This window comes from Vibrio mytili (genome assembly GCF_000830505.1).
Lineage (GTDB): Bacteria > Pseudomonadota > Gammaproteobacteria > Enterobacterales > Vibrionaceae > Vibrio > Vibrio mytili.
The window spans coordinates 1-12,658 of record NZ_JXOK01000073.1; the positions used below are offsets into that span (position 1 = coordinate 1).

General features: G+C 45.5%; 10 protein-coding genes, 1 tRNA gene, 2 pseudogenes and 1 riboswitch. Of the genes and pseudogenes, 10 read left to right on the plus strand and 3 right to left on the minus strand.

Annotation, left to right across the window (positions count from 1 at the left end):
- Positions 1-53: 53 nt before the first annotated feature.
- From SU60_RS17730 to thiH, 8 genes and pseudogenes are all read left to right on the plus strand, one after another.
- Positions 54-130: transfer RNA gene (locus SU60_RS17730), tRNA-Trp, on the plus strand.
- 289 nt (positions 131-419) lie between these two features.
- Complete coding sequence (gene crcB / locus SU60_RS17735) at positions 420-803, plus strand: fluoride efflux transporter CrcB (RefSeq protein ID WP_041156699.1); 384 nt, start codon at positions 420-422, stop codon at positions 801-803.
- A gap of 60 nt (positions 804-863) precedes the next feature.
- Positions 864-962, plus strand: a riboswitch (TPP riboswitch).
- 159 nt (positions 963-1,121) lie between these two features.
- Positions 1,122-3,061 (plus strand): annotated as a pseudogene (gene thiC / locus SU60_RS17740) (phosphomethylpyrimidine synthase ThiC).
- Entirely contained in the window at positions 3,061-4,476 is a 1,416-nt protein-coding gene (locus tag SU60_RS17745; protein WP_041156700.1) for a thiamine phosphate synthase, read from the plus strand. Before thiC ends, SU60_RS17745 begins: the two are co-directional and overlap by 1 nt.
- Positions 4,463-5,236, plus strand: a complete 774-nt coding sequence (locus tag SU60_RS17750) for a HesA/MoeB/ThiF family protein (RefSeq protein ID WP_041156701.1) — start codon at positions 4,463-4,465, stop codon at positions 5,234-5,236. The genes SU60_RS17745 and SU60_RS17750 overlap by 14 nt, the downstream gene beginning before the upstream one ends.
- 38 nt (positions 5,237-5,274) lie before the next feature.
- Positions 5,275-5,529 carry a sulfur carrier protein ThiS gene (thiS, locus tag SU60_RS17755; protein WP_041156702.1) on the plus strand — a complete coding sequence of 85 codons (255 nt, stop codon included), beginning with the start codon at positions 5,275-5,277 and terminating at the stop codon, positions 5,527-5,529.
- Positions 5,530-5,534: 5 nt separating this feature from the next.
- The gene (locus SU60_RS17760; RefSeq protein ID WP_041156703.1) at positions 5,535-6,302 is read left to right on the plus strand and encodes a thiazole synthase; all 768 of its coding nucleotides are present in this window, start codon (positions 5,535-5,537) and stop codon (positions 6,300-6,302) included.
- Between the two features lie 34 nt (positions 6,303-6,336).
- Positions 6,337-7,449: a 2-iminoacetate synthase ThiH gene (gene thiH / locus SU60_RS17765; RefSeq protein WP_041156704.1), complete on the plus strand. Its 1,113-nt coding sequence runs from the start codon at positions 6,337-6,339 to the stop codon at positions 7,447-7,449.
- Positions 7,450-7,569: 120 nt separating this feature from the next.
- Here the strand turns inward: thiH and SU60_RS17770 are convergent, their stop codons facing one another.
- Both SU60_RS17770 and SU60_RS17775 read right to left on the minus strand, forming a co-directional pair.
- Positions 7,570-9,360 carry an aminopeptidase P family protein gene (locus tag SU60_RS17770; protein ID WP_041156705.1) on the minus strand — a complete coding sequence of 597 codons (1,791 nt, stop codon included), beginning with the start codon at positions 9,358-9,360 and terminating at the stop codon, positions 7,570-7,572.
- 183 nt (positions 9,361-9,543) lie between these two features.
- Positions 9,544-10,485 (minus strand): LysR family transcriptional regulator, encoded by a 942-nt coding sequence (locus SU60_RS17775; protein WP_041156706.1) that lies wholly within the window; start codon positions 10,483-10,485, stop codon positions 9,544-9,546.
- 107 nt (positions 10,486-10,592) lie between these two features.
- On the opposite strand from SU60_RS17775, the gene SU60_RS17780 reads away from it, so the two are divergent.
- Both SU60_RS17780 and tsrA read left to right on the plus strand, forming a co-directional pair.
- Complete coding sequence (locus SU60_RS17780; RefSeq protein ID WP_209419721.1) at positions 10,593-11,786, plus strand: multidrug effflux MFS transporter; 1,194 nt, start codon at positions 10,593-10,595, stop codon at positions 11,784-11,786.
- A gap of 91 nt (positions 11,787-11,877) precedes the next feature.
- Positions 11,878-12,162: an H-NS-like global regulator TsrA gene (tsrA, locus tag SU60_RS17785; protein WP_041156707.1), complete on the plus strand. Its 285-nt coding sequence runs from the start codon at positions 11,878-11,880 to the stop codon at positions 12,160-12,162.
- Between the two features lie 27 nt (positions 12,163-12,189).
- Here tsrA and SU60_RS17790 read toward each other — a convergent pair.
- Positions 12,190-12,658, minus strand: a pseudogene (locus SU60_RS17790) (DoxX family protein).

Sequence of the window (12,658 nt, forward strand, 5' to 3'; positions counted from 1 at the left end):
TTGAAAAACCTCGCTTATGCGAGGTTTTGTCAAATCTAAAATATGATAGTTTTAGGGGTGTAGCTCCAATTGGCAGAGCAGCGGATTCCAAATCCGCGTGTTGGGAGTTCGAATCTCTCCACCCCTGCCATTACATCAAAGCCTCAGTCGAAAGACTGGGGCTTTTTTGCGTTTCTTGCTTAATCAAAGTAATGTTGGGAACTGAATGGGCTGCCCGTTGAATCTATCCACTCTTGCTATCACGCAGCAACTCTGATCGGAATAATGGGACTTTTTGTATCTATCTCTCCTTAAAGTGACTCCTGTAACTTTTTAAATGTTTTGCCTTATAGGAACGGTTATAGGTTGAATTCTAAGATTGTATTATCGATCTTGTTCAGAATTTGATTACAATATCGTCATAAATATTTGGGGGGATTATGGGGCAACTTTATATTTTAGGCTTTATCGCGGTAGGGGGCGCGTTTGGTGCGTGCTCACGTTATCTTATTTCTGAACTGTGTGTGTTTCTTCTAGGGCGTGGTTTTCCTTACGGGACGTTAATGGTCAATGTCATTGGCTCTTTTATTATGGGGTTATTGATCGCGGCTTTCGAAAATGAAGCATTAGCAACTGATCCATGGCGACAAATTATTGGACTAGGTTTTCTTGGTGCATTAACAACCTTTTCAACGTTTTCTATGGATAATGTTTTACTCATGCAGCAAGGCGCATTTTTTAAAATGGGCTTAAACGTTCTGTTGAACGTTACATTAAGTATTTCTGCAGCTTGGATCGGCTTCCAACTATTAATGCGCAGTTAGTAAATTTGTCAAAATTTAATCAGGTCTACTTGGTTTAGCCGGACCGTTTTTATATACTAGATTCACTTGTCGGAGTGCCATAAGGCTGAGACCGTTTATTCGGGATCCGTTGAACCTGATCTGGTTAGTACCAGCGAAGGGAACAGGAGAAGATACTTACACCAGAGTAACTCTGGTTAACCTATCAAACCGTCGAATGTTGTTACAGATGAATAGTCTCTCTATCAGTCCATAATTCGGCCCCTCTTGTCGCATCTATCCGCCAAGCATTTTTATCCCAATACTTTTTATCTAGAATAACAAGCAAGGAAAAATGCTATGTCGAGTCGCAAGCAAGCGAGACTGGAAGCAAAACAGTTTATTGATACTCTCTCGGTACAACCGTACCCAAATTCCACCAAAGTGTATGTCGAAGGTTCACGTCCTGATATTCGCGTTCCTATGCGTGAAATTTCTTTAACTGATAGCCTTATTGGTGGTACCAAAGAATCACCTATTTTCGAACCCAATGAGCCTGTACGCGTTTATGATACCTCGGGACTATATACTGACCCAGATTACGTAATTGACCTTTATAACGGCCTACCTAAGCTCAGAGATGGTTGGATTGAGGAGCGTAACGATACAGAAGTTCTTGATGACGTTAGCTCTATTTATACCAAGCAGAGACTAGAAGATGATACGTTGGACGAACTGCGCTACGGCAATCTGCCTCGCATTCGACGTGCGAAGGCGGGTCAATGTGTCACTCAGCTACACTATGCTCGTAAAGGGATTATCACCCCTGAAATGGAATACATCGCTCTGCGTGAGAATATGGGTCGTGCCAAATACCGTGATGACGTGCTGAACTTGCAACATCCTGGTCAAAGCTTTGGTGCTAACTTACCAAAAGACATTACTGCCGAGTTTGTCCGTAATGAAGTGGCAGAAGGCCGCGCCATTATCCCATCTAATATTAATCACCCAGAATCTGAACCAATGATCATTGGTCGTAATTTCCTTGTCAAAGTGAACGCTAATATTGGTAATTCATCAGTTTCATCGTCGATTGAGGAAGAAGTTGAGAAGCTAGTGTGGGCGACACGCTGGGGTGGCGATACTGTTATGGATCTCTCTACCGGACGTAACATTCACGAAACTCGCGAGTGGATTCTGCGTAACAGCCCGGTTCCGATCGGTACGTACCAATGTACCAAGCGCTTGAGAAAGTGAATGGTGTGGCGGAAAATCTTAACTGGGAAGTGATGCGCGATACTCTGATTGAGCAAGCAGAGCAGGGTGTTGATTATTTCACTATCCATGCCGGCTTATTACTGCGCTATGTACCAATGACAGCAAAACGCGTTACTGGCATTGTTTCTCGCGGCGGTTCGATCATCGCGAAATGGTGTCTAGCGCATCACCAAGAAAGCTTCCTATACACCCATTTCCGAGAGATCTGTGAAATCTGCGCTAAGTATGATGTGGCACTTTCTCTTGGCGATGGTCTGCGTCCTGGTTCGGTTGCTGATGCTAACGATGAAGCTCAATTCGCTGAGTTGCGTACTCTCGGAGAATTAACCAAGGTTGCTTGGGAATACGACGTTCAGGTCATTATCGAAGGTCCCGGTCATGTTCCAATGCACATGATCAAAGAGAACATGGAAGAGCAACTAGAGCACTGCCATGAAGCTCCGTTCTACACACTAGGCCCACTGACTACGGACATCGCTCCTGGATACGACCACATTACTTCAGGTATCGGAGCTGCCATGATTGGTTGGTATGGCTGTGCGATGCTTTGTTACGTGACGCCTAAAGAACACCTTGGCTTACCAAACAAAGAAGACGTAAAAACCGGCATGATTACTTACAAGTTGGCTGCGCATGCCGCTGATTTGGCAAAAGGGCACCCAGGTGCACAGGTTCGTGATAATGCACTATCTAAAGCTCGATTTGAATTCCGCTGGGAAGACCAATTTAACTTATCATTAGACCCAGATACCGCGCGCTCGTTCCATGACGAAACCTTACCTCAAGAGTCGGGAAAAGTTGCTCACTTCTGTTCGATGTGTGGACCAAAGTTCTGCTCGATGAAGATTTCGCAAGAGGTTCGAGAGTACGCGAAAGACACTGAGCAAGTTGCTGCGGACCAAGCTATCTCGATCAAAATGTTGGATGATCCTCTCGAAGGGATGCGTCAGAAATCGCAAGAATTTAGAGAGTCAGGTTCTGAGTTATACCACCCAGCAGCACATGCCGAGGTAAGTGACTAATGAGCAAAATCCTTATTCCGTCATCATTGATTGAACTGACAGGTTTAGTTAAGCAATGTTTGTTGTTGGCGAAAGAACAGGGTTTTATCATCGAAGACATTGAGTTGGGTGTGAGCCCAACTCAATCTATTCAGCTTGTTCGCGACCAACAGACCACACATATAACGACTGATCTTATTGATGGACATAATTCTGAGCATGAGAGTTCATTTGTGCTTTATTACCGTTCTTCTTTATCGGTAGAAGCGTGCGCAAAGCAACCGTTGAAAGCGATTTACATTGGTATTGCTGATACTCAAGTTTTCGATGAAAAGGAGAAAGTGCTTCAGCTTGATATCTGGCGTCACCCAATTAACGTCGAAGTGAGAGCGCTTTCCGTTAAGTCCAAACTCAACGTAATCTTCGACCCCGAACATCACCTTGCTTGGATAGTAACGCTGACAGTACTCGATTTTCCTATCGAAGATGCGTTAACACTTGCTCGAGGAATGCTAACTCAACAAGCGAATGTTTCACGTGAAACACAGTTGAATGACAACTTCGACGGAGGGCAAACTACTCCGTGGGCTGACCAATTTGATGATTTCCCCACACCAGTACTGGAAGATAAACGACTAGGTATTCAAGTTGGTTGGTCAGCGCAAGGAGAGAGCGTTAGCTTTCCAACTCTAACTAAGCAAAGTTTAGGGCTTTACCCGGTAGTTGATGATGTTGCGTGGATTGAGCGTTTACTGCCTTTAGGCATCAACACTATTCAGCTACGAATCAAGAACCCACAACAAGTCGATTTAGAACAACAGATCATTCGAGCGATTGAGCTAGGTCGTCAGTACCAAGCGCAAGTGTTCATCAATGACTATTGGCAGTTGGCAATCAAACATGGCGCTTATGGCGTTCACCTAGGGCAGGAAGACATAGAAGAATCGAATTTGGCTCAGCTAACTAAAGCGGGCATTCGTCTTGGTCTTTCTACTCATGGTTATTATGAGCTACTGCGCATCGTACAGATTCATCCTAGTTACATCGCGCTAGGGCATATCTTCCCAACCACCACAAAACAGATGCCATCGAAACCACAAGGTTTGATGCGCTTGGCTCTGTATCAAAAGCTGATTGATAGCATTCCTTACGGAAACAAAGAGTCGGCTTGCCGTCCTTCAAAAGACAAAGCCGTTAGTGGCGACGTGCTTGGCTTTCCGACGGTCGCGATCGGTGGTATTGACCAATCTAATGCTGACCAAGTTTGGCAAACGGGCGTTTCTAGCTTGGCAGTCGTGCGTGCTATTACCTTGGCAGAATCACCTCAGTCCGTTATCGAGTTTTTTGCACAACTGATGAAGGAAAGACAGCTAACGTTTACTGATCAGAATAGTGAATTGGCGCATACCAAGAGAGGCGAGCATGCTCACGGATAAGCAGTTCCTTCGCTATCAACGCCAAGTCGCTCTGCCTGAAATTGCTGAAGGTGGGCAAGAGCGTTTGAGTAAATCGCATGTGCTGATCATCGGTTGTGGTGGGTTAGGAAGCGCAGCGAGTTTGTACTTGGCATCAGCGGGTGTTGGTAAATTGGTTGTGGTTGATGATGATGAAGTTGATAGCAGTAACCTACAACGTCAGATCATTTATCGTGAGCAAGACCTCCAAGTTGCGAAAACAAAAGCGACTGTAAAGCAACTCAATGAACTTAATTCTATGGTTCAAGTTCGTGCTCTCAATAAACGATTAGACAAAGCACAGCTACAGCTTGAGGTGATGCTAGCGGATGTGGTGTTGGACTGCACCGATAACATGCCAACGCGCCAGCTAATTAACCAAGTTTGTTTCGATCAAAATACGCCGCTAATCTCAGCGGCGGCAATTGGTTGGCAAGGGCAATTCGCTGTCTTTGATTACCAAACGCCGAGTGAACAAGAGGCGCAGAGTAAAGCCTGTTACCGCTGTTTGTATCCGTTTGATGAATTACCACAAACTCAAAAGTGCAGTGAGAGCGGTGTCGTTGGTCCGGTGGTGGGCACACTTGGCAACTACCAAGCGATAGCAGCAATTCAAAAACTGGCGACGGGAAAGTTTCATGTCGAGACTGCCAAGCTACACCTGTTTGATGGATTGAAACTGCAATGGCAAACCATGGCGATAAGCAAAGACAAACAGTGCCAAGTGTGTGCTCAGATTTAGCTTAAGAGTAATGGGCAGAATTAAGAGAGTTGGAAGCAATGACGTTATCAGAACAACAAACAACACCAGTGACCGCTGCTGACTTAGATGTGATCACTATTGTCATCAATGACCAGTCACATCAAGTTGCCAGTGAGTCGAATCTACAGCAAATCATTAGCCAATTTGCGCTGCCTGAAATAGGCTGTGTTTTTGCAATTAATAACAATGTTGTGCCGCGCAGTGAGTGGGCTAGCACAGTTCTTTCACAGGGAGATAGCATCTCTTTGTTTCAAGCGATCGCAGGGGGTTAAAGTCGATGCTCAAAATTGGTGATAAACAATTCGAATCAAGACTGTTCACAGGAACAGGGAAGTTTGCCAACAGCCGACTAATGGCAGAAGCGATTCAAGTGTCGGGTTCTCAACTTGCGACTATGGCGTTGAAGCGTGTGGATGTGAACGACCAACAAGACGATATTTTGCTGCCGTTAGTACAAGCGGGGGTGAACTTGTTGCCGAACACCTCAGGTGCAAAGAATGCTAAAGATGCTGTGTTTGCTGCACAACTGGCGCGAGAAGCATTAGGTACTAACTGGTTAAAACTGGAAGTTCATCCAGACCCCAAGTACTTGATGCCCGATCCAATTGAGACACTTGCAGCCGCTGAGCAACTGGTTCGTGAAGGCTTCATTGTCCTTCCTTATTGTCATGCTGACCCGGTTCTGTGTAAAAGATTGGAAGAAGTAGGCTGTGCTGCAGTCATGCCATTAGGTGCGCCGATCGGTTCCAACAAAGGGATAGTTTCTCACGACTTCCTAGAGATCATTATCGACCAAGCTAATGTTCCTGTCGTTGTTGATGCGGGTATTGGTGCCCCTTCACATGCCGCGCGTGCGATGGAAATGGGCGCGGATGCCGTGCTCGTCAATACTGCGATTGCAGCTTCGAGCGATCCCGTTGCGATGGCGAAGGCATTTAAGTTGGCGGTAGAGTCGGGGCGTATGGCTTATGAAGCCGGACTTGCTGGTAAGGTTTCTCATGCGGTTGCGTCGAGTCCACTGACGTCATTCCTAGATGAGCTTTAACCCTAGATTGGTTTAGCTAATAAGCGAGGAAAACATGAGCTTCGTTGAACAATTTAAGCAGCTTAATTGGGATGACATTTCAATGTCGATCTACGCGAAAACGGCACAAGATGTCGAGCGGGCATTGAATAAACCCAAGCGTGATTTGGAAGACTTTAAAGCACTAATTTCACCAGCGGCTGAGGCGTACTTAGAGCAAATGGCGCAGTTGTCATACTCGGCAACTCGTAAGCGTTTTGGTAATACCATGTCGCTTTATATTCCATTGTACCTTTCTAACTTGTGCGCCAATGCTTGTACTTATTGTGGCTTCTCAATGGAGAATAGAATTAAGCGTCGTACTTTGAATGGGGACGAAGTGGCTGCAGAAGTAGAAGCCATTAAACGCATGAAGTTTGATAGCGTATTGCTGGTGACTGGCGAACACGAAACCAAAGTGGGCATGAAATACTTCCGCGAAATGGTGCCGATGATTAAGCAACGTTTCAACTATTTGGCGATGGAAGTACAGCCACTTGATCAAGACGAATACGCTGAGCTCAAGACATTGGGTTTAGATGCGGTGATGGTCTATCAAGAAACGTATCATCCATCGACTTATGCTGAGCACCATTTGCGTGGCAATAAGATGGATTTCGAATACCGATTGGATACACCCGACCGCCTCGCAAAAGCGGGCATCGATAAGATCGGTATTGGTGCTTTAATAGGATTGGAAGAGTGGCGAACAGATTGTTTTTATGTGGCAGCGCACTTGGACTATCTTGAGCGCACATATTGGCAGACTCGTTACTCGATTTCTTTCCCACGTTTACGTCCTTGTGAGGGCGCGCTCCAACCAAAATCAGTCATGACGGATAAGCAGCTTGTTCAGTTGATTTGCGCTTATCGATTGTTGAATCCAGAAGTGGAGTTGTCGTTATCGACTCGTGAGTCACCGAAGTTTAGAGACAACGCATTGCCTTTAGGCATTACCAGTATATCTGCAGCATCGAAAACTCAGCCGGGTGGTTATGCGATGGATGATGTTGAACTCGAGCAGTTTGAGATCAGTGATGAGCGAAGTGCTGGTTCCGTGGAAGATATGATTAGAGCCAAAGGCTTTGACCCAGTATGGCGAGACTGGCACTCGGCGTATTCTGGTTAAGCAACAAATAAAGCCACTGGTCATCGTTATGTTTCACGTGAAACATAGGAAAAAAAAGAGGGTTGATGCAAAACATCAACTCTCTATTTTTTCTATCTTCTATCTTCTATCTTCTATCTTCTAGCTGTGTGCTACAGGTAGCGTTGCCTGACGAAGCCACTCTTTCACATCACCTTCAACAAGTGGGCTGATCTCATCCCATACTTTCTGATGGTAATCATTTAGCCAAGCAAGCTCTGGACGAGTTAGCATATCAACGTTGATGTTGCGTTTATCGATTGGGCAACGCGTCAATGACTCAAAAGATAAAACAGAGAAGTCACCTTGCGTCGGCGTTTCTACGACCAGTTCAAGGTTTTCAATGCGGATACCAAATGCGTCGGCACGGTAGTAACCAGGTTCATTGGATAGCACCATACCTTCGAGCAGTGGAACGTCGATTTGTCTCTTAGAGATGCTTGCAGGTCCCTCGTGCACACTCAAGAAGTGACCGACACCATGACCTGTACCATGGTCATAATCATATCCTTCAGCCCAAAGATGCTGACGTGCTAGCGTATCAATTTGATATCCTCGCGTGCCTTTTGGGAAGCGAGCACGTGCAACGCCTATGTGCCCTTTGAGCGCTAGTGTGAACTGTTTGATCATTTCTGCTGAAGGCTGACCAATCGCAATGGTACGTGTAATGTCAGTGGTGCCGTCCAGGTATTGACCGCCTGAGTCGACCAGGTAAAGCGTATTCATTTCTAGCTTACCGGGTACAGCTTGGTTTTCGTGATTGTAGTGACACATTGCCGCATTACTGCCAGCGGCAGAAATCGTATCGAAGCTCAAGTCTTTTAAGGTTGGGTCTTCTTTGCGGAAGGCTTCAAGCCTATCAGAGAGGGTTGCTTCATCATGAAGGTGACCTGCCGCGACTTCAGCGTCTAACCAACATAAGAATTTGCTCATCGCTACGCCATCGCGAATATGACATGCTTTCATGCCCGCAATTTCCACTGGGTTTTTCGCTGCTTTTGGTAGCAAGCATGGATCGGCCGCAGCAACGATTGAGGCACCTGCATTTTGTAATACTAATTTAAACCAGGCATTGCTGATGGCAGGGTCGACGAGCACCTGTTTACCATTCATCGCCTCAAGACGAGATTGAAGCGCCTCTGGATGATATACCGTAACGCCTGATCCTACGTGGGCATCAAAGTCAGCAGGTAGTCGAGCAGGGTCGAGGAAGTATTCGACAGAGGCATCTGAATGAAGAATCGCATGTGATAGTAATACTGGTAAACGAGATACATCTAGGCCGCGAACGTTCAGTAGCCAACAAATTGAATCAAGCGCTGTGATTACCGCGCTATCTGCACCAGCTTGCGTTACTAACTTTGCCACCTCTGCGCGCTTACTTTCACTTGATTGTCCAACTGTCTCGGTAGGCATTAAACGAACGTCAGAAACAACAGGAGCAGGACGGTCATGCCATAGCTCATCAATTGGGTTGCTTACTAGTGTTTTGAGATCGAGTTTTCCTGCTAGTTTACTTTGTGCCATATCAAGCCAAGCGGAACTGTGCATACGAGGGTCAATGGCGATGGATGCATTGGTGACAAGATTGTTTAGAATCCAATCTAGGGCTGGTTCTTCAATGAGGTGGCGATATTCAAACAGATCCGCCGGGACTTGTTTGGTGACCTGAACGGTGTAGCGGCCATCAACAAAAATGGCGGCTTTGTCTTTGGTGACGACTGCTGCACCAGCCGAACCAGTAAAGCCAGTGAGCCAATGTAAACGCTCGTTATGAGCTGGAACGTACTCACCTAAATACTCATCTTCGTGTGGAATGAGTAGGGCATCAATATTATGTTGGATAAGCCATTCGCGAATTGCATTCACGCGACTTTGGGTATCATTATGCATCTGTGTTATTCCTTCAATTAGCGCTCCTTTATGCTCAGGTGTGGCGCTGTTTCCCTTTACTCGTGCGACTGATTTAAATCGAAAGTGCAAACAAGGTTGCAACAGACCAAAGATGAGCCAAAAAGGACTTTCACTGATTAAGCTACTCATTTTATTTGCTGATCGCAAACAGAGTCCGAGCTTTTATCTAAGATGATCGGTTTTTTGCGTGATCATCGTGCGTAGCCAGCTTAACGCCGGGTCGTTTTCTCTATCTCTGTGCCAAAATAAAGTGTATGCCATAGGTGGAAATTCGAGTGGCAGCGGCACAACTGCTAAGTCCAGTTGCTTTGCTGCGAGTTGAACGAAATGGCTCGGTGCGGTGAAAATAAAATCGGTATAGGAACATAAACTGGCTGCGCTGTTGAAGTCTGGCACCGTTACTGCAATGTCTCTCTCTACACCAAGGTCAGCCAGACGATAATCAAGTAGCCAGCGATCGTTGCCATCACAGCGAACTTGTACATGCCGTAGGGCTAAGTAGGCCTCAAGGTTCCACTTTTGGTTTAGTGCCGGGTGGTTCTTGCGGACAACGCACATCTGATGGTCACGATAGATTTCTTGTTCGCATATATCATCCGGAGGTAACAAGGTCAGTTTTGCGTCATTAATGTCGATGTCTTTACCCGTTAAACCTAAATCTAGTTCGCCACGTTGCAGCATTTTAAACGTGTTGTCTGACCAAGGATGGGTACTGATCGTGACGGCTGGCGCCTGTTGAAAGATAGCCGGTAAAAAGTGTGGCAAGATGAGAGGATAAACACTTTCTACTGCAGCAATTTGAAATCGATACTCACTGCTTTGTGGAGAAAACTCTTCCGGTTGTGTGAGTACTTCGAGTTGATTGATCAACAGATCCAGTTTTGGTTTGAGGAATAAAGAGCGGGGTGTGGGCGTCAAACCGTGCGAGTTTCGTGTGAACAAAGGGTCGTCGAATTGGGTGCGCAACTTAGCTAATGATTTACTGACTGCCGATTGGCTAAGACAGAGCCGGTGGGCGGCGCGTGTAACATTTAACTCTTCCATCAGGATTTTAAAACAAACCAATAGATTCAGGTCAATACGTGCGAGTTTTTCTACATTCATTATGATTTTCCATTAAGGAATAATGGTCATGATTATACATCATTTCCATTCATATCATGAGATGATTAAGCTACAGGCAAAAGTTCTTTTGTTATTTGGAGAGTTGCGTGTCTGGCCATATTTCTAACAGCAAAAAGCAAATGGTTTTGCTGACCCTTTTGGTTCTGTTTAGTCCTCTAGCGATAGACATTTACCTACCTGCGTTACCTCTTATTGCTTCTACATTTCAAGTAGACGATGCGTTGGCGCAAGACACGATCACTTGGTTCTTATTTGCGATGGGTGTCGGGCAGCTGTTTGCTGGCCCTTTGGCAGATAAACTTGGACGTCGAACTGTTGCATTGGGTGGTATCACCATCTATGCGATGAGCGCTTTATTGGCGTGGAGTGCTCAAAATATTGAGTGGATGTTGGTTTCCCGACTGCTACAAGGCTTAGGTGCGTGTGCAACATCGGTAGCAGCCTTTGCAACAGTTCGCGATCTCTTTGGCCCGGAAAAAAGCGGTAAAATGATCAGCTATCTTAACGGTGCGATTTGTTTTATTCCGGCTTTAGCGCCAATTCTTGGTAGCTGGTTAACTCAGCAGTTTGATTGGCGGGCTAACTTCAGTTTTATGGCTGGCTTCGCAGTGCTTTCTGGCACTTTAATGTTTTTTATGATGAAGGAAACCAATCCGACGACAGAAAAACAAGCGGTATTTAAACTTAGCCGTTACTGGTCTGTGCTGAGTACGCCTTCGTTTATTTTCCATGCATCATTATGTTTGATGGCGATGGCGGTGATCATCGCGTACGTGACCTCCGCACCTGCTGTCTTGATGACTGGGATGGGATTGTCGATGAACGAGTTTACTTTTTGGTTTGGTATGAATGCAGTGATCAACATTGCGGCTTGTATGCTGGCACCTAAGTTTATGGAGCGTGTTGGCACGCACAACACTTTGGTTACCGGGATCTCGACATTGGGTCTAGCTGGTGTGATCATGCTAATGATGAATGGTCAGAATACGGCATTGTCTTTTATGCTGCCTATCTTTATGTCTTCAGTGGGTTTTGCATTCATTCTGGGTGCGGCAGCAGGGAAAGCATTGGAGCCGTTTGGTGATAGGGCAGGTACAGCCGCAGCATTACTTGGCTTGTTCCAAATGAGTGGTTCAGGATTGCTGGTTGGAACGTTGCAGCGCTTATCTCTTGACCCGCAAACGTTGATCGCACTTCATATGTGGGTATTATTACCTGCTCTTGTCATTCTATTTACCAAAACGGGTAAAAATTGGCATGCACGCTTTGCTAAAGCGTAAATCAGCGTAATTTGGTATTTTCCAATGTCAGTAAGGCGTGTATATTTGTCGCTCAGACTTTCTCTGACACCATAATGGAATTCAAAAAGTAATGTCTTTAACCACGTATGAAATGGCTCGTATCTTAGAGCAGATGGAAGAATCACCTGAAAAAGTGATGTTTGGTAAGTTGCTTAATGAGTTGGGTAATCAAAGCTCCGAGCGTATTCGCAGCGCGGCAAAGCAAGTTCCTTTGCCTATTCTACGTGATATCGTGTATCAATTTCAGCAAGTGATTGAATCGCGTAAAGGCGAACAAGTTGAATTGCTGGCGAAAGACATTGCCCAAAAAGGCATTTCAGCAGACGACTTATTAGCTTACCTGAATAAACAGTAAACAATTCCCGCAACTGCGGGGATTTTTTTATCCAGTCAATTTACGGTTAATAAATTGGTCGACAGAGACTCGCCCTGGTCCCCATACAATGACGATTAACATCATTAACCCCCAAAACTGGTGATCATAGAAACCTTTTTCCCATAATAAAGGGTAAGAAAGGACCGCGACAATGTTAAACATAAAGAGAACCGCAGCCATTGGGCGTGTCATCAAACCAAGGACTAAGAATACGGGCAGAACCAATTCGGCTATCGTACCTAGATAAGCAGCGAGATACCATGGCAAGAATGGCACTTGGTACTCCAACTCAAATAAATAAAGCGTGCTATCCCAGGATGAAATTTTGAGCAGCCCTGATGAGCAGCCCTGAATGGAAGAATACCCACGCAACCCATAAGCGGCAAAATAGCAGCAACAAAGTGGCAACGCCATTTTGTAGAATATGGTTCCACTGCTCATATTTATAAACCAAGTTCTTTAGCGCATCTGTCAT

Bases quoted from the DNA above. Each gene is read 5' to 3' on its own strand.
- crcB (WP_041156699.1), top strand. From the start codon at position 420: ATGGGGCAACTTTATATTTTAGGCTTTATCGCGGTAGGGGGCGCGTTT.
- SU60_RS17745 (WP_041156700.1), top strand. From the start codon at position 3,061: ATGAGCAAAATCCTTATTCCGTCATCATTGATTGAACTGACAGGTTTA.
- SU60_RS17750 (WP_041156701.1), top strand. From the start codon at position 4,463: ATGCTCACGGATAAGCAGTTCCTTCGCTATCAACGCCAAGTCGCTCTG.
- thiS (WP_041156702.1), top strand. From the start codon at position 5,275: ATGACGTTATCAGAACAACAAACAACACCAGTGACCGCTGCTGACTTA.
- SU60_RS17760 (WP_041156703.1), top strand. From the start codon at position 5,535: ATGCTCAAAATTGGTGATAAACAATTCGAATCAAGACTGTTCACAGGA.
- thiH (WP_041156704.1), top strand. From the start codon at position 6,337: ATGAGCTTCGTTGAACAATTTAAGCAGCTTAATTGGGATGACATTTCA.
- SU60_RS17770 (WP_041156705.1), bottom strand. From the start codon at position 9,360: ATGCATAATGATACCCAAAGTCGCGTGAATGCAATTCGCGAATGGCTT.
- SU60_RS17775 (WP_041156706.1), bottom strand. From the start codon at position 10,485: ATGAATGTAGAAAAACTCGCACGTATTGACCTGAATCTATTGGTTTGT.
- tsrA (WP_041156707.1), top strand. From the start codon at position 11,878: ATGTCTTTAACCACGTATGAAATGGCTCGTATCTTAGAGCAGATGGAA.